Source organism: Kitasatospora sp. NPDC051170 (assembly GCF_044455705.1).
Classification (GTDB): Bacteria; Actinomycetota; Actinomycetes; order Streptomycetales; family Streptomycetaceae; genus Kitasatospora.
On the sequence record NZ_JBITFA010000005.1, the window covers coordinates 210398 to 234849 of the forward strand.

The window sequence follows — 24452 nt, forward strand, 5'->3', positions numbered from 1 at the left end:
ACCCGCTCACGCGGAAAGGACATGTGATGACGACCTCAGCCCAGGACCGCATGGAACAGGCGCTGCCCGCCATCCGGGCCCTCCAGAAGCGCGCGGCCGAGCTGGAGGCCCAGCGCTCCGAGCCGATCGCCGTGGTCTCGATGGCCTGCCGCCTGCCCGGCGGGATCGACACCCCCGAGGGCTTCTGGGAGCTCCTGGCCGCCGGCGGCGACGCCGTCGGTGGCTTCCCGGAGCGCTGGCAGGGCCTGGACCTGTTCGACCCGGACCCGGAGGCCGTCGGCAAGAGCTACGCCCGGGAGGGCGGGTTCCTCGACGGTGTCGAGCACTTCGACGCCGCGTTCTTCGGGATCTCGCCGCGCGAGGCACAGTCCATGGACCCGCAGCAGCGGCTCGTCCTGGAGACGGCCTGGGAGGCCCTGGAGCGCGCGGGCGTCCGCCCGGGCAGCCTGGAGGGCACCCGCACCGGCGTCTACCTCGGCACCATGAGCACCGACTACGGCAGCCTCGGCCAGGACCTCGACGCGCTCGACGGGTACGTGAGCACCGGCAAGGCGAGCAGTGTGGTGTCCGGCCGCGTCTCGTACGCGCTGGGGCTCCAGGGCCCGGCGGTGACGGTCGACACCGCCTGCTCCTCCTCGCTGGTCGCGACCCACCTCGCGGTGTCGGCGCTGCGGCAGGGCGAGTGCGAGACGGCGCTCGTGGGCGGGGTGACGGTGATGAGCAATCCGTCGCTGTTCGTCGAGTTCAGCCGCCTGCGGGGGATGGCCGCGGACGGGCGCTGCAAGAGCTTCGGCGCCGATGCGGACGGTGCCGGCTGGGCCGAGGGCTGTGGCGTGCTCGTGCTGAAGCGGCTCTCGGCGGCGCAGCGCGACGGGGACCGGGTGCTGGCGGTCATCCGTGGCAGCGCGATCAACCAGGACGGGCGCAGCCAGGGCCTCACGGCGCCGAACGGGCCCTCGCAGCAGCGCGTCATCCAGGACGCCCTGGCCGCCGCGCGGCTCGTGCCGGGCGACATCGACGCGATCGAGGCGCACGGCACCGGCACCTCCCTCGGTGACCCGATCGAGGCGGGCGCGCTGGCCGAGGTGTTCGGGCCGAACCGTCCGGCCGATCGGCCGCTGCTGCTGGGTTCGTCGAAGTCGAACATCGGGCACGCCCAGGCGGCCGCCGGTGTCATCGGCCTGATGAAGATGGTGCTGGCGCTGGAGCACGGAGTCCTGCCGCGCACCCTGCACGCGGAGGCGCCCAGCCCGCACGTCGAGTGGGACGGCAGCGGGCTCGCGCTGGCGCAGGAGGCCACGCCGTGGGAGCGCGGCGAGCGTGCCCGGCGGGCGGGGGTGTCCTCGTTCGGGCTGAGCGGGACGAACGCGCACGTGATCGTTGAGGAGGCCCCGGAGAGCACGCCGGTTCCGGTTCAGCCCCGGCCGACCGCCGTCCCGGTGGTCGTGTCGGGCCGGGACGACGCGTCGGTGCGGGAGCAGGCCGGGCGGTGGGCCGACTGGCTGGACGACCACGGGGACGTTCCGCTGGTGGACGTCGCGGTGACGGCTGCCCGGTACCGGACGCAGTTCGAGCACCGGGCCGTCGTGGTGGCGGGCTCGGCGGCGGAGGCGGCCGAGCGGCTGCGTGGGGTGGCTGCCGGTGAGCCGGTGGGTGTTGCCGGGACCCCCGGTGGCGTGGTGTTCGTGTACCCGGGGCAGGGGAGCCAGTGGCTCGGTATGGGGGCTGCGCTGTTGGAGCAGTCGCCGGTGTTCCGGGACGCGGTGGTGGCCTGTGACGAGGCGCTGCGGCCGCTGACGGGCTGGTCGGTTCTCGATGTCTTGGCCGGTGGCGGTGGGGATCACCCGCCGGTCGACCGGGTGGACGTGGTCCAGCCGGCGCTGTTCGCGATGGGTGTCGCGCTCTCGGCGCTGTGGCGTTCGTGGGGTGTGGAGCCCACGGCGGTGGTCGGGCACAGTCAGGGTGAGGTCGTCGCGGCCGTCGTCTCGGGCGCGCTCTCGCTGGAGCAGGGCGCCCGCGTGGTGGCTCTGCGGTCCGCAGCCGTCCGGGCCGTGACGGGCTTCGGTGGCATGGCGCTGGTCGAGCGTCCGGTGGCCGTCGTCGAGGAGCTGATCGCCTCGTACGACGGCAAGTTGTCGGTCGCCGCGGTGAACACCCCGGGATCGACGGTCGTCAGTGGCGAGAGCACCGCGATCGATGCGCTGGTGGCCGAGCTTCAGCGACAGGACGTGTTCTGCCGCCGGGTGAACGTGGACTACGCCTCGCACAGTGCGCAGATGGATTCGCTGCTGCCCGAACTGGCCGAGTTGTTCGCTGACTTGAAGCCGTCGAAGGCCGTGGTCCCGTTCTACTCGACGGTCCTCGGTCGCGTGCTGGACGGCCCGGAGCTGGACGGCGCCTACTGGTGCCGCAACCTGCGCGAGCCGGTTCGTTTCGACCGGGCGCTGGAGCAGCTTCTCGCGGATGGCCGGAACGTGTTCGTCGAGGTCAGTGCCCACCCCGTGCTCTCCATGCCGCTCACCGACGGCAGCGCCGCGCACGACGGCGTCGTGGTCGGCTCGCTCGCCCGTGGCGAGGGCGGCCTGAACCAGCTCCTGCGCTCGCTCGGGCAGTTGCACGTCCAGGGCGTTCCCGTGGACTGGTCGAAGCTCATCGACGGCGAGTTCGTCGCCGACCTGCCGACCTACGCGTTCCAGCGGGAGTACTTCTGGACGGAGGTCGGCTCGGGTTCGGCTGATGCGGGCTCGATGGGCCTGGAGGCGTCCACCCACCCGTGGCTCGGCGCCGGAACGGCGCTCGCGGACGGCGAAGGCCACCTGTTCACCGGCCGCCTGGCTCCCAACTCCCAGCCGTGGCTGCGTGATCACGCCGCCTTCGGCACGGTCCTCGTCCCCGGGACGGGCATCCTCGACCTGGTCCTGGCGGCCGGCCGCGAGGTCGGCGCGGGCCGGGTGGAGGAACTCGCGCTGGTCGAGCCGCTGATCCTCGACGGCCCCGTCCGTCTCCAGGTCGTCATCGGTGGCCCGGAGAACGGCCACCGCCAGGTCTCCCTCTACAGCCGCCCCGAGGACGCCGAGGACTCCTGGACCCTCAACGCCAGCGGCGAACTCACCGAGGAGACCGGCGAGTCCGACGGCTTCGACGCCCTCCGCACCTGGCCGGCGGCGAACGCCGAGCCCGTCGACCTGGACGGCTTCTACGACCGCTTCGCTGCCCGTGGCCTGGCCTACGGCCCGGCCTTCCAGGGCCTGACCGGCCTGTGGCGCGACGGCAGCACCGCCTACGGCACCGTCCGCCTCCCCGAGGGCGTGAAGGCCGACGAGTACGGCATTCACCCGGCGCTTCTGGACGCCGCCCTCCACACCCTCGTCGCCGCTCAGCCGCAGAACCAGGACGCCGAGAGGGTCCTCCTGCCGTTCGAGTGGACGGGCGTCGAGCTGTTCGCCGCCGGCAGCACCGAGCTGCGCGTCCGCGTCGAGCTGAGCGACGACCGGCTCGCCCTCTGGGGGGCCGACGCCTCCGGTCGGCCCGTTCTGCACGCCCAGGGCCTTCAGCTGCGCGAGGCTTCGGCGGAGCAGGTCCGCGCGGGTGCGACGGTGGACCACCTCTACCGCGTGGACTTCTCGGAGCTGCGCCGCATCGAGGAGCGGGCCCGCGTGCGCTCGCTCGTCCTCGGCGGGGCCGGTGGCCTCGCGGGCCTGCTCGGCATCGAGAGCGTGTCGCCGGAGCAGCTGGAGACCGGAGCCGTCGAGGTTCCGCAGCTGCTCGCCGTGGATCTGACCGAGGTCGCAGGCCCGGTGCAGGAGGCGCTGGCCGAGGCCCTCCCGCTGGTGCAGCGACTGCTGGCCGAACCGTCGCTCGAGCCGGTCGAGTTGGTGTTCGTGACGCGCGGTGCGACTGCGGCCGATCCGGTGCAGGCCGCGCTGTGGGGCCTGCTGCGGACGGTTCGCGCGGAGTATGCCGACCGTCCCGTTCGCCTGCTGGACCTCGACGGTGGCGCATCCGCCGACACGATCACCCGGGCCGTGTTCAGCACGGGTGAGCCGGAGTTGGCGATCACCGAGGGCCGGATCCGCGCCCCGCGCCTGGTGCGTGTCACCGCCGCCGACACCACCACGACCGTCGCCCTCAACCCCGAGCGGACCGCTCTGATCACCGGCGGAACGGGCGAGTTGGGCCGCGAGCTGGCCGAGCACCTGGTCCGTCGGCACGGCGTGCGGCATCTGGTCCTCACCTCCCGGCGGGGTGCTGAAGCCCCCGGCGCGGCCGAGGTCCGCCAGGCACTCCAGGAGGCGGGCGCCGAGAGCGTTCTCATCGCCGCCTGCGACGTCGCCGACCGCGATCAGCTCGCCGCCGTCGTCAACGACCTTGGCGAGACGCTCGGTTCGGTGTTCCACCTGGCCGCCGTCCTCGACGACGGCCTCTTCTCCGGCCAGACCCCGGAGCGCTTCGCCCACGTCCTCGCCCCCAAGGTGAACGGCGCCCTGCATCTGGACGAGCTGACCCGCGAGCTGAACTTGGACGCCTTCGTCCTGTTCTCCTCCGCAGCGGGCGTCCTCGGCAGTGCAGGTCAGAGTGGCTACGCGGCGGCGAACGCCTTCGTCGACGCCCTGGCCGCTCAGCGTCGCGCCGCCGACCTCCCTGCCCTGAGCCTCTCCTGGGGCCTGTGGCAGCAGGCGGGCACCGGCCTGACCGCAGGGCTCGGCCAGGCGGAGATCACCCGGCTGCGCCGCCAGGGCGTGGGCGCGCTCACCGCTGTCCAGGGCCTGCGCGCCCTCGATGCGGCGCTGGCCTCGGAGTTCGCCCACGTCGTGCCCGTCCGCCTCGAACTCGGCTCGATCCGGCGCGAGTTGGAGCGCGGCGGCGAGGTCCCGTCCCTGCTCCGCTCCCTGGTGCGCGCCCGCCTGCGTCGCGCCGGTGCGACGGCGGCGGCGCCCTCCGCCCTGCACGAGCGACTCGCCGCCCTGTCCGCCACCGAGCGGCAGGCGGTCCTGCTGGACCTGGTCCGCCGCGAGGCCGCCGCCGTCCTCGGCGTCGGCGGCCCCGAAGGCGTCGGTGCGCAGCAGGTGTTCAAGGAGCTGGGCCTCGACTCCCTCATGGCCGTCGAGGTCCGCCGCCGCCTCGCCGCCGAGACGGGCCTCACGCTGCCCTCGACCCTGGCGTTCGACTACCCGACCCCCACCGCCATCGCCGGCCTGATCCTCGACCGCCTGGACCTGGGCGCCAAGCCCGACCGGGCCCCCGTCCGCGTCACCTCGGGCGCGGGCGCGCAGGCCGACGACCCCATCGCGGTCGTCTCGATGGCCTGCCGCCTGCCGGGCGGGATCGACACCCCGGAGGGTTTCTGGGAGCTGCTGGTCAGCGGTGGCGACGCCGTCGGCGGGTTCCCGAAGCGCTGGCAGGGGCTGGACCTGTTCGACCCGGACCCGGAGGCGGCCGGCAAGAGCTATGCCCGCGAGGGCGGATTCCTGGAGGACATCGACCGGTTCGACGCCGCGTTCTTCGGCATCTCGCCGCGCGAGGCGCAGTCCATGGACCCGCAGCAGCGGCTCGTCCTGGAGACGGCCTGGGAGGCACTGGAGCGCGCGGGCGTCCGCCCGGGCAGCCTGGAGGGCACCCGCACCGGCGTCTACCTCGGCACGATGACCTCCGACTACGGGCACCAGGGCCGCGACCTCGGCGCGCTCGACGGCTACACCAGCACGGGCTACGCGAGCAGTGTGGTGTCGGGCCGTGTCTCGTACGCGCTGGGATTGCAGGGCCCGGCGGTGTCGGTGGACACCGCGTGCTCGTCCTCGCTGGTCGCGACGCACCTGGCGGTGTCGGCGCTGCGGCAGGGTGAGTGCGAGATGGCGCTGGTCGGTGGCGTCACCGTGATGAACACCCCGGCGCTGTTCGTCGAGTTCAGCCGTCTGCGGGGGATGGCGGCCGATGGCCGCTGCAAGAGCTTCGGTGCCGACGCGGACGGTGCCGGCTGGGCCGAGGGCTGTGGCGTGCTCGTCCTGAAGCGGCTGTCGGCCGCCGAGCGGGACGGGGACCGTGTCCTCGCCGTCATCCGGGGGACCGCGATCAACCAGGACGGGCGCAGTCAGGGCCTCACGGCGCCGAACGGGCCGTCGCAGCAGCGCGTCATTCAGGACGCGCTGGCTGCCGCGCGTCTCGTGCCGGGCGACATCGACGCGATCGAGGCGCACGGCACCGGCACCTCCCTCGGTGACCCGATCGAGGCGGGCGCGCTGGCCGAGGTGTTCGGCCCGGACCGTTCGTCCGACCGTCCGCTCCTTCTGGGCTCCTCCAAGTCGAACATCGGGCACGCCCAGGCGGCGGCCGGTGTCATCGGCGTGATCAAGATGGTGCTGTCACTGCAGAACGGGGTGCTGCCCCGCACCCTCCACGCCGACGAGCCGAGCCCGCACATCGAGTGGGACGGCAGCGGGCTGTCCCTGCTCCAGGAGTCCACGCCGTGGGAGCGCGGCGAGCGCGCCCGCCGGGCGGGCGTCTCCTCCTTCGGGCTGAGCGGGACGAACGCTCACCTGATCCTCGAAGAGGCCCCGACCGTCGCCCCTGCCGCGCAGCAGCCGCAGCCGAGTGCTGTCCCGCTGCTGGTCTCCGGGCGGGATGAGGCCGCCGTACGTGAGCAGGCCGCTCGGTGGGCGGACTGGCTGGAAGCCAACCCGGTCACCCCGCTCGCCGCCGTGGCCGCCACTGCCGCTCACCACCGGACCCTCTTCGATCACCGTGCCGCTGTCGTCGCTACCTCGGTGGCCGAGGCGGTCGTGGGGTTGCGTGGGGTTGCTGGCGGTGAGCCGGTGGGTGTCGCCGGGTCGCCCGGCGAGGTCGTGTTCGTCTATCCGGGGCAGGGGAGTCAGTGGCTCGGTATGGGGGCAGCTCTGCTGGAGGAGTCGCCGGTGTTCCGTGAGGCCGTCGTCGCCTGTGATGAGGCGTTGCGGCCGCTGACGGGCTGGTCGGTTCTCGATGTCTTGGCCGGTGGCGGCGGGGATCACCCGCCCGTCGACCGGGTGGACGTGGTCCAGCCCGCGCTGTTCGCGATGGGTGTCGCGCTCTCGGCGCTGTGGCGTTCGTGGGGCATCGAGCCCAGCGCGGTCGTGGGGCACAGTCAGGGTGAGGTCGTTGCGGCCGTCGTCTCGGGTGCGCTGTCGTTGGAGCAGGGCGCGAAGGTCGTCGCGGTGCGGTCGGCCGCCGTCCGGGCGGTGACCGGTGTCGGTGGGATGGCGCTGGTCGAGCGTCCGGTGGCCGTCGTCGAGGAGCTGATCGCGGCCTACGACGGCCGGCTCTCCGTCGCCGCCGTCAACACGTTGGGGTCCACGGTCGTGTCGGGCGAGGTGGAGGCGCTGGACCGCCTGGTCGCGGACCTCCAGCAGCAGAACGTCTTCTCCCGCCGGGTGAATGTCGACTATGCCTCGCACAGTGCGCAGATGGACCAGCTCCTCCCCGAACTGGCCGAGGCATTCGCGGACTTGAAGCCGTCGAAGGCGCTCGTCCCGTTCTACTCGACGGTCCTCGGCCGCGTCCTGGACGGCTCCGAGCTGGACGGCGCCTACTGGTGCCGCAACCTGCGTGAGCCCGTCCGTTTCGACCGTGCGCTGGAGCAGCTCCTCGCCGACGGCCGGAACGTGTTCGTCGAGGTCAGCGCCCACCCGGTGCTCTCCATGCCCCTCACCGACGGCAGTGCCGAGCACAACGGCGTCGTCGTCGGATCCCTCACCCGAGGCGAGGGCGGCACCGCCCAACTCCTGCGCTCCCTCGGTCAGCTGCACGTCCAGGGTGTCGAGATCGACTGGCAGAGGGTCCTGGAGGGCGGCGAGTTCGTCGCCGACCTGCCGACCTACGCGTTCCAGCGCGAGCACTACTGGGCCGAGACCGCCGCCACCACCGGCGACGCGGGCTCGATGGGCCTGGAGGCGTCCACCCACCCGTGGCTCGGCGCCGCCACCGCTCTCGCCGAGGGCGAAGGCCACCTGTTCACCGGCCGCCTGGCCCCCAACTCCCAGTCGTGGCTGCGCGATCACGCCGCCTTCGGTACGGTTCTCGTCCCCGGGGCGGGCCTGCTCGACCTGGTCCTCGCTGCCGGTCGTGAGGTCGGCGCGGGCCGGGTGGAGGAACTCGCCCTGGTCGAGCCCCTGATTCTCGAAGGCCCGGTCCGGCTCCAGATCACGGTCAGCGCCCCGGGCGCCAACGGTCGCCGTCAGGTCGCTCTGCACGGTCGTCCGGAGGAGTCCGAGGACGGCTGGACTCTGCACGCCAGCGGCGAACTTGCCGAGGAGCAGGGCGAGTCGGACGGCTTCTCCGCTCTCCGCAACTGGCCGGTGGCGAGCGCCGAACAGGTCGACCTGGACGGCTTCTACGACCGCTTCGCCGCCCGTGGCCTGGCGTACGGCCCGGCCTTCCAGGGCCTGGCCGAGCTGTGGCGCGACGGCAGCAGCGCATTCGGGCTGGTTCGCCTGCCCGAGGGCGTGAAGGCCGACGAGTACGGCATCCACCCGGCCCTGCTCGACGCTGCTCTCCACACGCTTGTGGCGGTTCGCGACGGCGGTGACCAGCGGGTGTTCCTGCCGTTCGAGTGGACGGGTGTGGAGCTGTTCGCCGCCGGGAGCAGCGAGCTGCGCGTCCGCGTGGACCTCGACGAGAGCGGTACCAGTGCCCGTATCTGGGTGTCGGACCCGGCCGGTGGGCCGGTGGCGTTCGTCGAGGGCCTGCAGATCCGCGAGGCGTCGGCCGAGCAGGTCCGCGCCGGTGCGTCCGTCGACCACCTCTACCGCCTCGACTACCAGGAGCCGCGCACCCTGGAGGAGCGTTCCCTCACCGACCTCTGGGTGATCGGCACCGGGCCAGTCGCCGAACTCCCGATCGCCAGCCAGGTGGAGGGACCGGAGGCGCTCATCGGGCGTCTGGCGGCGGAGCCCCACCCGCAGGCCGTCGTCGTGGACCTGTCCGGGGCCACCGGCTCGGTGCAGGACGTCCTTGCGGACGCGCTCACCCTGATCCAGCGCCTCACTGCCGAACCTTCCCTCGAGTCCGTCGAGTTGGTGTTCGTGACGCGCGGCGCAACCGGCACGGATCCGGTGCAGGCCGCACTGCTGGGCCTGCTGCGAACGGTCCGCGCGGAGTACGCGGACCGTGCGATCCGCCTGCTCGACCTCGACACGAACGCCCCGGCCGAGGTGATCGAGCGCGCCCTTTCGACGGTCGGTGAACCGGAGTTGGCGATCGTCGAGGGCCGGATCACGGCACCACGTCTGGTGCGCGTCACCGCCGCCGACACCACCACGACCGTCGCCCTCAACCCCGACCGGACCGCTCTGATCACTGGCGGCACGGGCGAGTTGGGCCGTGAGCTGGCCGAACATCTGGTCCGCCACCACAATGTGCGCCACCTGGTCCTCACCTCCCGCCAGGGCGCCGAAGCCCCCGGCGCAGCGCAGATCCGCCGGTCCCTCCAGGAAGCGGGCGCCGAGACCGTCCGCATCGCCGCCTGCGACGCGGCCGAGCGCGATCAGCTCGCCACCGTCGTCAACGACCTCGGCGACAAGCTCGGTTCGGTGTTCCACCTGGCCGCCGTCCTCGACGACGGCCTCCTGTCCGGCCAGACCCCGGACCGCTTCGCCCGCGTCCTCGCCCCCAAGGTGAACGGCGCCCTGCACCTGGACGAGCTGACGCGGGAGTCGAACCTGGACGCCTTCGTCCTGTTCTCCTCCGCAGCCGGTGTCTTCGGCAGCGCGGGCCAGGGCGCCTACGCGGCGGCGAACGCCTTCCTCGACGCCCTCGCCGCTCGGCGCCGCGCGGCCAACCTCCCCGCCCTGAGCCTCTCCTGGGGCCTGTGGCAGCAGGCCGGCACCGGCCTGACCGCCCACCTCGGCGACGCCGAGCTGGGCCGCATGCGCCGCCAGGGCATCGCCGCCCTCACCCCCGCCCAGGGCCTGCGCGCCCTCGACGCCGCCCTCACCACCGACCTCGCCCACCTCGTCCCCATCCGCCTCGAACTGTCCGCCGTACGCCGTGAGTTGGAAAGGAGTGGTGACGTGCCACCGCTGTTGCGATCGCTCGTCCGGGCCCGCCTGCGTCGCGCCGGTGCGACGGCGGCGGCCCCCTCCGCCCTGCGCGAGCGCCTCGCGGCTCTCGCGCCGACCGAGCGGCAGCCCGCCGTCCTCGACCTGGTCCGCCGAGAGGCCGCCGCCGTGCTCGGCGTCGGCGGAGGCCCCGAAGCCCTCGGCGCCCAGCAGGTGTTCAAGGAACTCGGCCTCGACTCCCTCATGGCCGTGGAGCTCCGCCGCCGTCTCGCCGCCGAGACCGGCCTGACCCTCCCCTCCACCCTCGCCTTCGACTACCCCACCCCCACCGCCATCGCGGAACTCGTCCTGAACCGCCTGGACGTGGCCGGAAGCGGTGCGGCGCCGATCCCGTCGGGCGTCCGGCTGTCCAGGGAGCTACTGGACAACCTCGTGGAGCTGCTGCGCTCCGCGACCCCCCTGCAACTCGAATCGGAGGGACTGGCCGGCCAGTTCCTCGCCCTCAAGAACGGCCTCGCGAAGGCCGTCGTCCCGGAAGCGCCAGCGGTCGAGCTGGAGACCGGAAGCAGCACCGAAGACCTTCTGCAGTTCTTGGACCGCAAGCTGGGAGTGACCGCATGAGCAGCACATCCGAAGTCGAGAAGCTCGAGGCGTACCTGCGGCGCACCGCGACCGCGCTGGTCGAGGCGGAGAAGCAGCTCGACTCCGAGCGGGCCGCCCGTACCGAGCCGATCGCGGTCGTGTCGATGGCGTGCCGCCTGCCCGGCGGGATCGACACCCCGGAGGGCTTCTGGGAGCTGCTGGCCGCCGGTGGCGATGCGATCAGTGGCTTCCCGGAGCGCTGGCAGGGCCTTGACCTGTTCGATCCGGACCCGGAGGCCGTGGGCAAGAGCTACGCCACCGAAGGCGGCTTCATGACGAACGTGGAGCGCTTCGACGCCGCGTTCTTCGGCATCTCGCCGCGCGAGGCGCAGTCGATGGACCCGCAGCAGCGGCTCGTCCTGGAGACGGCCTGGGAGGCGCTGGAGCGCGCCGGTGTGCGCCCGGAGGCGCTGGAGGGCAGCCGGACGGGCGTGTACCTCGGCACGATGAGCTCGGACTACGGCAACCAGCAGGGCCACGACCTGGACGCGCTCGACGGGTACGTCAGCACGGGCAACGCGAGCAGCGTGGTGTCCGGCCGCGTCTCGTACGCCCTCGGGCTCCAGGGCCCGGCGGTCACCGTGGATACGGCCTGCTCCTCCTCCCTCGTTGCGACCCACCTCGCGGTGTCCGCGCTGCGGCAGGGTGAGTGCGAGATGGCACTCGTCGGCGGCGTGACCGTGATGAACACCCCGGCGCTGTTCGTCGAGTTCAGCCGTCTGCGGGGGATGGCGGCGGACGGGCGGTGCAAGAGCTTCGGTGCTGATGCGGACGGTGCCGGCTGGGCCGAGGGCTGTGGTGTGCTCGTCCTGAAGCGGCTGTCGGCCGCCGAGCGGGACGGGGATCGCGTCCTCGCCGTCATCCGGGGGACCGCGATCAACCAGGACGGGCGCAGTCAGGGTCTCACCGCGCCGAACGGCCCGTCGCAGCAGCGCGTCATCCAGGACGCCCTGGCCACCGCCGACCTCACCCCGGCCGACATCGACGCCATCGAGGCCCACGGAACGGGCACCTCCCTCGGTGACCCGATCGAGGCGGGCGCGCTGGCCGAGGTGTTCGGGCCGGGCCGCGCGGCCGACCGGCCGCTCCTCCTCGGCTCCTCGAAGTCGAACATCGGGCACGCTCAGGCCGCCGCCGGCGTCATCGGCGTGATCAAGATGGTCCTCGCCCTCCAGCACGCGACCCTCCCGCGCACCCTCCACGCGTCGGAGCCCAGCCCGCACATCGAGTGGGACGGCAGCGGCCTCGCCCTCCTCCAGGACTCCACCCCCTGGCAGCGCGGTGAGCGCGCCCGCCGGGCGGGTGTGTCGTCCTTCGGCCTCAGCGGCACCAACGCGCACGTCATCCTCGAAGAGGCCCCGGAGAGCAGGCCGGCTCTGGTTCAGCCCCAGCCGACCGCCGTCCCGGTGGTCGTGTCGGGCCGGGACGAGGCGTCGGTGCGGGAGCAGTCCGCCCGTTGGGCCGACTGGCTGGACGCCCACGACACCGTCCCGCTGGCCGACGTCGCCGTGACCGCCGCCCGGCACCGCACCCGGTTCGAGCATCGCGCCGTCGTCGTCGCCGGTTCCACGGCGGACGCGGCCGCGAAGCTCCGGGCCATCGCTGCCGGTGAGCCGGTGGGTGTCGCCGGGTCTCCCGGCGAGGTCGTGTTCGTGTACCCGGGCCAGGGGAGCCAGTGGCTGGGTATGGGTGCGGCTCTGCTGGAGGAGTCGCCCGTCTTCCGTGAGGCCGTGGTCGCCTGTGACGAGGCGCTGCGCCCGCTGACCGACTGGTCCGTCCTCGACGTCCTCGCGGGTGCGGGTGGAAACCACCCGCCGGTGGACCGCGTGGATGTGATCCAGCCCGCGCTGTTCGCGATGGGCGTCGCCCTCTCCGCCCTCTGGCGGTCGTGGGGCATCGAGCCCAGCGCGGTCGTGGGGCACAGCCAGGGTGAGGTCGTCGCGGCCGTCGTCTCGGGTGCGCTCTCGCTGGAGCAGGGCGCGAAGGTCGTCGCCCTGCGGTCCGCCGCCGTTCGGGCCGTGACGGGCTTCGGTGGGATGGCGCTGGTCGAGCGTCCGGTCGCCGAGGTCGAGGAGATCCTCGCGGCCTACGAAGGCAGGCTCTCGGTCGCGGCGGTGAACACCCCGGGTTCGACCGTGGTCAGCGGCGAGAGCGAGGCCATCGACGCGCTGGTCGCGGACCTCCAGCAGCAGGACGTGTTCTGCCGCCGGGTGAACGTCGACTACGCCTCCCACAGCGCCCAGATGGACCCGCTGTTGCCCGGACTGATGGACGCCTTCGCCGACCTCACCCCCGGGCGCGCCTCGGTGCCGTTCTATTCGACGGTCCTCGGGCGTGTGCTGGACGGGCCGGAGCTGGACGGCGCGTACTGGTGCAGGAACCTGCGTGAGCCGGTTCGTTTCGACCGGGCGCTGGAGCAGCTTCTCGCGGATGGCCGGAACGTGTTCGTCGAGGTCAGTGCCCACCCCGTGCTCTCCATGCCGCTCACCGACGGCAGCGCCGAGCACGACGGCGTCGTGGTCGGCTCGCTCGCCCGTGGCGAGGGCGGCCTGAACCAGCTCCTGCGCTCGCTCGGGCAGTTGCACGTCCAGGGCGTCGAGATCGACTGGCAGAAGGTTCTGGAGGGCGGCGAGTTCGTCGCCGACCTGCCGACCTACGCCTTCCAGCGCGAGTACTTCTGGACGGAGGTCGGTTCGGGTTCGGCTGATGCGGGTTCGATGGGCTTGGAGGCGTCCACTCACCCGTGGCTCGGCGCCGGAACGGCGCTCGCGGACGGCGAAGGGCACCTGTTCACCGGCCGTCTCGCCCCCAACTCCCAGCCGTGGCTGCGTGATCACGCCGCCTTCGGCACGGTCATCGTCCCCGGGACGGGCATCCTCGACCTGGTCCTGGCGGCCGGCCGCGAGGTCGGTGCGGGCCGGGTGGAGGAACTCGCCCTGGTCGAGCCGCTGATCCTCGACGGCCCCGTCCGTCTCCAGGTCGTCATCGGCGGCCCGGAGAACGGCCACCGCCAGGTCTCGCTCTACAGCCGCCCCGAGGACGCCGAGGACTCCTGGACCCTCAACGCCAGCGGCGAACTCGCCGAGGAGCAGGGCGCACAGGACGGCTTCGACGCGTTGCGCCACTGGCCTGTCCCCACCACGGAATCGGTGAGCCTGGACGGCTTCTACGACGCCTTCGCCGCCCGTGGCCTGGCGTACGGCCCGGCCTTCCAGGGCCTGACCGGACTGTGGCGCGACGGCAGCACCGCCTACGGCACCGTCCGCCTCCCCGAGGGGGTGAAGGCCGACGAATTCGGTATTCACCCGGCACTCCTGGACGCTGCTCTCCACACGCTCGTGGCGGTTCGCGACGGCGGTGACCAGCGGGTGTTCCTGCCGTTCGAGTGGACGGGCGTCGAGCTGTTCGCCGCTGGGAGCACCGAGCTGCGCGTCCGCGTGGACCTCGACGAGAGCGGTACCAGTGCCCGTATCTGGGTGTCGGACCCGGCCGGTGGCCCGGTGGCGTTCGTCGACGGCCTGCAGATTCGCGAGGCGTCGGCCGAGCAGGTCCGGGCCGGTGCGTCCGTCGACCACCTCTACCGCCTGGACTACCAGGAGGTGCAGGCGCCGAAGCCGACCACCGCGCCCAGCAGCATCGTCCTCGGTGGGACCGGCGAGCTGGCCCGTCTACTGAACGTCGACCACGCCCACACCATCGACGCTCTCGGCGAGGCGCGTCCGGAGCGGGCCATCGTGGACCTGTCCGGCGCTGCCGACTCGGTGCAGCCTGCCCTGACGGACGCGCTCACCCTGGTCCAGCACCTCACCGCCGAACCTGCCCTCGATTCCGTCGAGTTGGTGTTCGTGACGCGCGGCGCAACCGGCACGGATCCGGTGCAGGCCGCGCTGCTGGGTCTGCTGCGGACGGTCCGCGCGGAGTACGCGGACCGTGCGATCCGCCTGCTCGACCTCGACACCAACGCCCCCGCCGAGGTGATCGAGCGCGCCCTTTGCGCCACCGGTGAGCCGGAGTTGGCGATCGTCGAGGGCCGGATCACGGCACCCCGTCTGGTGCGCGTCACCGCCGCCGACACCACCGCGACCGTCGCCCTCAACCCCGACCGGACCGCTCTGATCACTGGCGGCACGGGCGAGTTGGGCCGCGAGCTGGCTGAGCATCTGGTCCGCCAGCACGGCGTGCGCCACCTGGTCCTCACCTCCCGCCAGGGCGCCGAAGCCCCCGGCGCAGCGCAGATCCGCCAGGCACTCCAGGAAGCGGGCGCCGAAACCGTCCGTATCGCCGCCTGCGACGCCGCCGAGCGCGATCAGCTCGCCGCCGTCGTCAACGACCTCGGCGAGACGCTCGGTTCGGTGTTCCACCTGGCCGCCGTCCTCGACGACGGCCTCCTGACCGGCCAGACCCCGGACCGCTTCGCCCGCGTCCTCGCCCCCAAGGTGAATGGCGCCCTCCACCTCCACGACCTCACCCGCAACCTCACCCTCGACGCTTTCGTTCTCTTCTCCTCCGCAGCCGGCGTCTTCGGCAGCGCGGGCCAGAGCGCCTACGCGGCGGCGAACGCTTTCGTCGATGCCCTCGCCACCCAACGCCGCGCCGCCGACCTCCCCGCCCTGAGTCTCTCCTGGGGCCTGTGGCAGCAGGCCGGCACCGGCCTGACCGCCCACCTCGGCGACGCCGAGCTGAGCCGCATGCGCCGCCAGGGCATCGCCGCCCTCACCCCCGCCCAGGGCCTGCGCGCCCTCGACGCCGCCCTCACCACCGATCTCTCCCCCCTCATCCCCGTCCGCCTCGAACTCGGCTCGGTCCGGCGCGAGTTGGAGCGCGGCGGCGAAGTCCCGTCCCTGCTCCGCTCCCTGGTGCGGGCCCGCCTGCGTCGCGCCGGTGCGACGGCGGCGGCGCCCTCCGCCCTGCACGAGCGACTCGCCGCCCTCTCCGCCACCGACCGCCGGTCCACCCTCCTCGACCTGGTCCGCCGCGAGGCCGCAGCCGTCCTCGGCGTCGGCGGAGGGCCCGAAGCCCTCGGCGCGCAGCAGGTGTTCAAGGAACTCGGCCTCGACTCCCTCATGGCCGTCGAACTGCGCCGCCGCCTCGCCGCCGAGACCGGACTGACCCTCCCCTCCACCCTCGCCTTCGACTACCCCACCCCCACCGCCATCGCCGGCCTGATCCTCGACCGCCTCGACCTCGGCGCCAAGCCCGACCGCGCGCCCGTCCGCGTCACCCCGGGCGCGGGCGCGCAGACCGATGACCCCATCGCCGTCGTCTCCATGGCCTGCCGCCTGCCGGGCGGGATCGACACCCCGGAAGGCTTCTGGGACCTCCTCCTCGCCGGCGGCGACGCCATCGGCGGCTTCCCCCAGCGCTGGCAGGGCCTGGACCTCTTCGACCCCGACCCGGACGCGGTCGGCAAGAGCTACGCCCGCGAGGGCGGATTCCTGGAGAACGTCGACCGGTTCGACGCCGCGTTCTTCGGGATCTCGCCGCGTGAGGCGCAGTCCATGGACCCGCAGCAGCGGCTCGTCCTGGAGACCGTCTGGGAGGCGCTGGAGCGCGCGGGCGTCCGCCCGGGCAGCCTGGAGGGCACCCGCACCGGCGTCTACCTCGGCGCCATGAGCTCGGACTACGGCAGCCACGAAGGGCGTCAACTCGAGGTCCTGGACGGCTACATGAGCACGGGCAACGCGAGCAGCGTGGTGTCCGGCCGCGTCTCGTACGCCCTCGGGCTCCAAGGCCCGGCGGTCACCGTCGACACCGCCTGCTCCTCCTCCCTGGTCGCGACCCACCTCGCCGTGTCCGCGCTCCGCCAGGGTGAGTGCGAAATGGCACTCGTCGGCGGCGTGACCGTCATGAACACCCCCGCGCTGTTCGTCGAGTTCAGCCGCCTCAAGGGCATGGCCTCCGACGGGCGTTGCAAGAGCTTCGGCGCCGACGCGGACGGTGCCGGCTGGGCCGAGGGCTGTGGAGTGCTCGTCCTGAAGCGCCTCTCCGCCGCCGAACGCGACGGTGACGAGGTGCTCGCCGTCATCCGTGGCAGCGCGATCAACCAGGACGGCCGCAGCCAGGGTCTCACCGCCCCCAACGGGCCCTCGCAGCAGCGCGTCATCCAGGACGCCCTGGCCACCGCCGACCTCACCCCGGCCGACATCGACGCCATCGAGGCCCACGGCACCGGCACCTCCCTCGGTGACCCGATCGAGGCGGGCGCGCTGGCCGAGGTGTTCGGGCCGGGCCGCGCGGCCGACCGGCCGCTCCTCCTCGGCTCCTCGAAGTCGAACATCGGGCACGCTCAGGCCGCCGCCGGCGTCATCGGCGTGATCAAGATGGTCCTCGCCCTCCAGCACGCGACCCTCCCGCGCACCCTCCACGCGTCGGAGCCCAGCCCGCACATCGAGTGGGACGGCAGCGGCCTCGCCCTCCTCCAGGACTCCACCCCCTGGCAGCGCGGCGACCGCACCCGCCGCGCGGGCGTCTCCTCCTTCGGCCTCAGCGGCACCAACGCCCACCTGATCCTCGAGGAGGCCCCCACCGCCACCCACCCGGCGGAGCCGAGCGAGCCGGCCGGGCCGACCGAAGCGACGACCCCTCTCCCCGTCCTCCTCTCCGGCCGCGACGAGACCGCCCTGCGCGAGCAGGCCGCCCGCTGGGCCGACTGGCTGGACGCCAACCCGGAGACCCCGCTCGCCGCCGTGGCGGCCACCGCCGCCCACCACCGCACCCACTTCGACCACCGCGCCGCCGTCCTCGCCGCCACCACGGTCGACACGGCGACCGCTCTGCGCAGCCTGGCCGAAGGCCGTCCGGCCGCCGGTACGGTCGCGAACGCCCCGAGCGGGCAGGGCCTCGCGGTGCTGTTCACCGGGCAGGGGAGCCAGCGTCTCGGGATGGGGCGTGGTCTGTACGAGTCCGATGCCGCGTTCCGCAGCGCTTTCGACACGGTCCTGACCGCCCTGGACCGCTACAGCGCCCGCCCCCTCCTGGAGGTGATCTTCGGCGAGGACGCGGACACGCTGAACCGGACGGAGTTCACCCAGCCTGCTCTGTTCGCCGTCGAGGTGGCGCTGTTCCGTCTCTGGGAGTCCTGGGGTCTGGCACCGGCCGCTGTGGCCGGTCACTCGGTGGGTGAGCTCGCCGCCGCCCACGTCGCGGGGGTGCTGTCCCTGGACGACGCGGCGCGTCTGGTCGTGGCGCGTGGTCGGTTGATGCAGTCCTGTGAGAGCGGTGGCGCGATGGCCTCGGTCGAGGCGGGCGAGGAGGAGGTCCTCGCCGTTCTCCAGGGCCGGATCTCGGTGGCGGGGGTCAACTCCCCGACGCAGACGGTCGTCAGCGGCGACGCCGAAGCCGTCGAGCGGCTCATCGCCTCGATGCCCGGCCGTCGCAGCCGCCGTTTGCAGGTCTCGCACGCCTTCCACAGTCCGCACATGGACGCGATGCTCGAGGAGTTCACCGCCCTCGTCGCGTCCTGCGAGCTCAACGCCCCGCGCATCCCGCTGGTCAGCACCCTCGACGGCACCCGCATGAGCGCCGACCTGCCCGCCGGCGAGGGCGTGCGCGAGCCCGCCTACTGGGCGCGTCAGGCCCGTCAGGCCGTCCGCTTCCTCGACGCCGTCCGGGAGCTCAACGCCTCCGGCATCCACCGCTTCCTGGAGTGCGGCCCCTCCGGAGTCCTCTCCGCCATGGGCGCCGCCTGCCTCGACGACGCCCTCTTCGTCCCCACCCTCCGCGCCACCGAGGACGAACCCACCGCGCTCCTCACCGCCGCCGCCACCCTCCACACCACCGGCGAGCCGATCGACTGGACGGCGGTCATCCCGAACGCCGGCGTCCTCGCCGCGCTGCCCACCTACGCCTTCCAGCGCCGCCCGTACTGGCTCGACGCCCCGAAGGCGGGCCGGGACGCCCGCTCCTCGGGGCTGGTCGCGGCCGCGCACCCGTGGCTGGCGGCGGTGACGGCGCTGGCGGGTGGCGAGGGCTACCTGCTCAGTGGGCGGGTGTCGCTCGCCGACCAGCCGTGGCTGGGGGACCACGCCGTCTTCGGCGCGGTGCTCGTGCCGGGTGCCGGGCTGCTGGACCTGGCGCTGTCCGCCGCCCAGCAGGTGGGAGCGCGCCGGGTGGCCGAGCTGATGCTCGCCCAGCCGATGGTGCTGCCGGCGGCGGAGGGGCTGCGGCTCCAGGTGAAGGTCGGCCCGGCGGGGGAGGACGGCGGCCGTACGGTCGAGATCCACAGCCAGCCGGAGTCGGCGGCCGCCGACGCGCCGTGGACCCTGCACGCCGAGGGCCGTCTGGCGGAGGACGGCACCGAGCAGGTCGCCGTCGACCAACAGCCCTGGCCCGCCCCCGGCACCGAGCCCGTCCCCCTGGACGCCCTCTACGACGGCCTGGCCGGGCAGGGCCTCGGCTACGGCCCGGCGTTCCGCGGCCTCACCGAGCTGCACCGAGCCCCGGGCGGACGCGTGGCGTTCGGCCGGGTGGTGCTGCCCGAGGGCCTGAGCGCGGACGGGCACGCCGTCCATCCGGCGCTGCTGGACGCGGCCCTGCACACCCTCGCGGGCGTGGAGGCCGATGGCACGGCGGCCGACGGTGCGAAGGCCGACGGCGCGAAGGCCGGCGCGGACGCCGAGGAGGGCACCGTTCTCCTCCCCTTCGCCTGGTCGGACGTCACCCTCCACGCGACGGACAGCACCGAGCTGCGCGTGCGCGTCGAGCTGACCGGGGGCCTCTCCGCCCGCGTCGAGGTGACGGACGCGGCGGGCGGTCCGGTGCTCGTCGCGGGCACGCTGGAGGTCCAGCGGGCCCGGGCGGAGCAGCTGCGCGGCGCCGCCGCGTCGGCCGGTGCGGAGCACCTGTACCGGGTCGAGTTCCAGCCGCTCCCGCAGCAGGACACCGGGGGCACGGCCCCCGACACCGTCGTCCTCGGCGCCGCCCTCGCCGCCTCGCTCGGCCTGCCCGCCGAGCCGGATCTGGAGGCCGTGCTCACCCGCCCGGCCGTCCCCGCCCGCCTGCTGGTCGACGGCACGCGGGAGTCGGCGGTCACCGCCCTGGAGCAGGTCAAGCTCCTGGTCGGCGATGTCCGCTTCGCCGCGACCGAGGTCGTCTGGCTGACCCGGGGCGCCGTCCCGGCCCGGCCCGAGGACGAGGTGGCCCGCCCGGAGCAGGCCGCGCTGTGGGGGCTGCTGCGGTCCGTCCGGGCCGAGCACCCGGAGCGGCGCCTGCGCCTGCTCGACCTCGACCCGGACGGCGACGACGGGCCGGAGGAAACCGCCCTCGCCCTCGCCCTCGCCGTCGCCCTCGCCGTCGAGGACGAGCCCGAGCTGGCCGTCCGCGGCACCGCCGTCCTGACCCCGCGCCTGCGCCCGGTCCGTACGGCCCCGGGTGCGCAGGCCGCGCAGGGCGCCGACCCGGTCCTCCTCCCGCCGCCCGGCGTCGACGCCTGGCACCTGGACATCCGGGAGAAGGGCCGCCTGGACACCTTCGCCCTCGTCCCGGTCGGGGACGGCGGCCCGCTCGGCGAGCACGAGATCCGCCTGCGGGTGCACGCCTCCGGCCTGAACTTCCGGGACGTCCTCAACGCGCTCGACATGGTCCACGCCCCCCAGCTGGGCCTGGAGTGCGCGGGCGTGGTCCTGGAGACCGGGCCGGGCATCGCCCACCTGAACCCCGGCGACCGGGTGATGGGCCTGACCGTCGGCACCTTCGGCACCGAGGCCCGGGCCGACGGCCGGATGATGGTGCGGATCCCGGACGGCATCGGCTTCGCCGAGGCCGCGACCGTCCCGCTGGCCTTCCTGACCGCCTACCACGGGCTCCTCGAGCTCGGCGGGCTCACCGCCGGCGAGCGGGTGCTGGTGCACGCGGCGGCCGGCGGCGTCGGCATGGCGGCCGTGCAGCTGGCCCGGCACTTCGGCGCCGAGGTCTGGGGCACGGCCAGCGCCGGCAAGTGGCCGACGCTGCGCCGGCTCGGCCTGGCGCGGGAGCGGATCGCCTCCTCCCGCGACACCGGGTTCGAGACGGCCTTCCACGGGGACGGCAGCGGCTTCGACCTCGTCCTGAACTCCCTCACCGGCGAGCTGATCGACGCCTCGCTCCGGCTCCTCGAGCCGCGCGCGGGCCGCTTCCTGGAGATGGGCAAGACGGACGTCCGGCAGGCGGAGCAGGTCGCCGCCACGCACCCGGGCGTCTCCTACCGGGCGTTCGACCTGATGGACGCCGGCCCGGAGCGCATCCTCGAGATGCTCACCGAGGTCGCCGACCTGCTGGCCCGCCGGGTCATCGCCCCGCTGCCGTACGCGGCGTACGACGTGCGCCGCGCGGCGGACGCCTTCCGCTTCATGGCGCAGGGCCGCCACATCGGCAAGCTGGTGCTGACCTCGCCGCGCCCCCTCGCCCCGACCGGCACCGTCCTGGTGACCGGCGGCACCGGCGAGCTGGGCCGGCTGGTCGCCCGCCGCCTGGTCACCGGGCACGGGGTCCGCCACCTGGTGCTGACCTCGCGGCGCGGTCCGGCCGCCGACGGGACGCGGGAGCTGGTGGACGAGCTGCGCGCGGCGGGCGCCGAGTCCGTCCGGGTGCTGGCCTGCGACGTGGCGGACCGCGCCCAGGTCGCGGCGGCCCTGGCGGCCGTGGACCCCGGCCACCCGCTGACCGGGGTGGTCCACCTGGCCGCCGTCCTCGACGACGGCGTGGTGGTGAACCAGACGGCCGAGCGGTTCGGCCGCGTCCTCGCCCCGAAGGCCGACGGCGCCCGCCACCTGCACGAGCTGACCGACGGCCTCGACCTCGCCGCCTTCGTGCTGTTCTCCTCCGTCGCCGGCACGCTCGGCTCCCCGGGGCAGAGCAACTACGCGGCGGCCAACGCCTATCTGGACGCCCTGGCCGCCCACCGCACCCGCCGAGGCCTGCCCGGCACCAGCCTCGCCTGGGGCCTGTGGGAGCAGGGTGGCACCGGCCTGACCGCCCACCTCGGCGAGGCCGAACTGGGCCGGATGCGCCGCCAGGGCGCCCAGGCGCTCAGCGTCGAGCAGGGGCTCGCCCTGTTCGACGCGGCGCTCGGACGGCCGGAGCCGCACCTCGTCCCGCTGCGCCTCGACCTGGACCGGCTCCAGCGCGGCGTCGGGGTGGAGGGAGCCGAACTCCCGCCGCTGCTGCGGGCGTTGCTGCGCACCCCGCTGCGCAGGGCGGGCCGTTCCGAGACGGCGGCGGCGGCCGACGGGCTGCGCGAGCGGCTGGCGGGCCTCGACGGTCCGGAGCGGATCGCGGCGCTCACCCTGCTCGTCCAGCAGGAGGTCGCGGCCGTCCTCGGCCTGTCCGGCATCGAGACCGTCCGGGCCGAGCAGCCGCTGCGTGACCACGGCTGGGACTCGCTGATGGCCGTCGAGCTGCGCAACCGGCTCTCGGCCCACGCGCAGGTGCCGCTGCCCAGCACCCTGGCCTTCGACTACCCGACGCCGCAGGCCATCGCGGACTTCCTCAACGTCCGGCTGGACTTCGGCGCCGCCCGCGCCGAGGAGCCCCAGACCCAGCAGTACGGCGCCCCGCCGCAGGAGCCGGAGCAGGCCGCCCGCTGGGCGCTGTCGCGCATCCCGGCGGACGAACTGAGCCGCAGCGGGCTGCTCGCCCAGCTGCTCGAACTCGCCGGTGTGCCGCAGACGGCCCCGGCGGGCGGGCAGCCGGACGCGCTGCGGCTGGCGGAGGAACTGACGATCGACGAGATGGACCAGGCCCTGGACGCCGTCCTCGGCCGCGCGCTCTGACCCACCCGTACCCCCGATCCCCACGGGCGGCCCCAGCCGGGGCCGCCCGCCCGCCGTCGTACCACCGACCCGGAGGTCCCCACCGTGTCCACCACCGTGCAGGAGGCCGTGCGGCCCGCCGCCGCACCGCCTCCCGCCACCAGCCCGACCGGGGAAGCCCCGACCGAGGAAGCCCCGACCGAGGAAGCCCCCGGCGGCGCACCCCTGCGGCTGCGCTGGCTGCTCCTCGCCGTCGTCACCGGCGCCTCCTTCCTGGACAGCCTCGACGTCAACATCGTCACCGTCGTCCTGCCCGCCGTGCAGCGCGACCTGGGCACCGAGTTCGCCACCGCCCAGTGGACGCTGGCCGGTTACGCCCTCGCCTTCTCGCTCTTCCTGATCACCGGCGGCCGCCTCGGCGACATCCACGGCCGCAAGCGGGTCTTCCTCGCCGGGGTGGCCGGCTTCACCCTCGCCTCGGCCGTCTGCGGCTTCGCGCCGAACGCCGAACTCCTCGTCGCCGCCCGGCTGTTGCAGGGCCTGACGGCCGCACTGATGGTGCCGCAGGTGATGTCGGTGATCGTCACGCTGTTCCGGCCCAAGGAGTGGCCGGTCGCCTTCGCCGTCCTCGGTGCGGCGCTGACCCTCGGCAGCGTCGGCGGTCCGCTGCTCGGCGGGCTGCTCACCGGGCTGGACCTCTTCGGCCTCGGCTGGCGGGTGATCTTCCTGGTCAACGTGCCGCTGGGGCTGCTGATCACGGTGCTCGCCGCCCGCCTCCTGCCGGAGAACCGGCAGGAGGGCCCGACCCGGCTCGACCTGCCCGGCGTCGCGCTGCTCACCGCGGCCGCGTTCGCCCTGATGTACCCGCTGGTGCAGGGCCGCGAGCAGGGCTGGCCCGCCTGGATGCTGGCGAGCGCCCTCGCCGCGCCCGTCCTGCTGGTCCTCTTCGCCCGCCACCAGCGCCGTCGGCACGCCCGGGACGGCGGCGCGCTGGTTCCGCCGCCGCTGTTCGCCCGGCGCAGCTTCGCGGTCGGGCTCGCGGTGACGCTGCTGGCCTTCACCGGCATCGGCTCGCTGGCGCTGATCCTCACGTACCACCTGCAGTACGGCCTGGGCTGGTCGGTGCTGCGGACGGCGCTGGCGACGGCGGCCTGGCCGGTCGGCATCGCGGTGACCTTCCAGATCGCCTGGCGGCACGGGATGCGGCGCGGCCGGCTGTTCGTCGGCGCGGGCGCGGCCGTGATGGCGGCCGGGTCGCTGCTGCTGATGGCGGCGGTCCGTACGGCCGGGGCGGACCTGTCCTGGTGGCAGGTGGCCGGCGCGGAGCTGGTGGTCGGCTTCGGGATGGGCCTCTGCTCACCGGTGCTGGCCTCGACGGTGCTCAGCGAGGTGCCGCCGCAGGACTCGGGCGCGGGCTCGGGAGTCGTCAACGCCGTCACCCAGTTCGGCTCGGCGGCCGGGGTCGCGGTGGTCGGCGCGATCTTCCTCGCCGCCACCGGGGACGCGGCCGGCGGGGACGTCGCGACCGACCTCCTCGACCCGGCCCGGATCGACCGCTTCTGCTCCGCCACCGGCGCGACGCTCTGGTACAACGCCGGCGCCTTCGCGCTCACCGCCCTCCTCAGCCGCCTCCTCCCGGCCCCCGCAACCACGTCCACCGACACTTCCGCAGAAGGAGCCCCCGCATGACCGGGTCCAGAACCACCCTCGCCCCGCTGTCCGCCTTCCACCCCCTGTTCCGTCCACTGACCACGGAGGTCCGTATGTCCGCCACCAACCAGTCCGCGTCCGCCGAGCTCACCGCCGCCGCCGCTCCGCAGGACGACCTGCGCGCCCGCTTCCGGGAGGCGCTGGGCCAGAAGGGTTCCGCCGGCCAGGCCCGCGAGGCGCAGCAGGCCGGCCGCAGCAAGGTCGGCGACCTGCACGGCCCGGCGGCCCGCAAGCGCAGCTTCCGCCGCAAGACCGGCTGAGCCGCGCGCAGTTGACCGACGTAGCGCGTGGGTACGGCGCGGCTCCGGTACGGGCGGCGGGTGGGGAGGCCCCGACGAGGGCTCCC

At 74.0% G+C, this 24452-nt stretch carries 4 protein-coding genes; all 4 read left to right on the forward strand.

Annotated features, from left to right (window positions below):
* Nucleotides 1-23 precede the first annotated feature (23 nt).
* The 4 genes from ACIBCA_RS13945 to ACIBCA_RS13960 all read left to right on the forward strand — a co-directional run bounded on the left by ACIBCA_RS13945 (nt 24) and on the right by ACIBCA_RS13960 (nt 24366).
* Nucleotides 24-10649: a type I polyketide synthase gene (locus tag ACIBCA_RS13945; protein ID WP_396283101.1), complete on the forward strand. Its 10626-nt coding sequence runs from the start codon at nt 24-26 to the stop codon at nt 10647-10649.
* A complete protein-coding gene (locus ACIBCA_RS13950) occupies nt 10646-22417 on the forward strand; it encodes an SDR family NAD(P)-dependent oxidoreductase (protein ID WP_396283102.1) in 11772 nt (3923 codons plus the stop codon). The genes ACIBCA_RS13945 and ACIBCA_RS13950 overlap by 4 nt, the downstream gene beginning before the upstream one ends.
* A gap of 84 nt (nt 22418-22501) precedes the next feature.
* Complete coding sequence (locus ACIBCA_RS13955) at nt 22502-24085, forward strand: MFS transporter (RefSeq protein ID WP_396283103.1); 1584 nt, start codon at nt 22502-22504, stop codon at nt 24083-24085.
* Nucleotides 24082-24366: a DUF5302 domain-containing protein gene (locus tag ACIBCA_RS13960; RefSeq protein WP_396283104.1), complete on the forward strand. Its 285-nt coding sequence runs from the start codon at nt 24082-24084 to the stop codon at nt 24364-24366. The genes ACIBCA_RS13955 and ACIBCA_RS13960 overlap by 4 nt, the downstream gene beginning before the upstream one ends.
* The last annotated feature ends 86 nt before the right edge of the window (nt 24367-24452 follow it).

Coding starts and splice junctions, on each gene's coding strand:
- ACIBCA_RS13950 (WP_396283102.1), top strand. CDS start 10,646: ATGAGCAGCACATCCGAAGTCGAGAAGCTCGAGGCGTACCTGCGGCGC.
- ACIBCA_RS13960 (WP_396283104.1), top strand. CDS start 24,082: ATGACCGGGTCCAGAACCACCCTCGCCCCGCTGTCCGCCTTCCACCCC.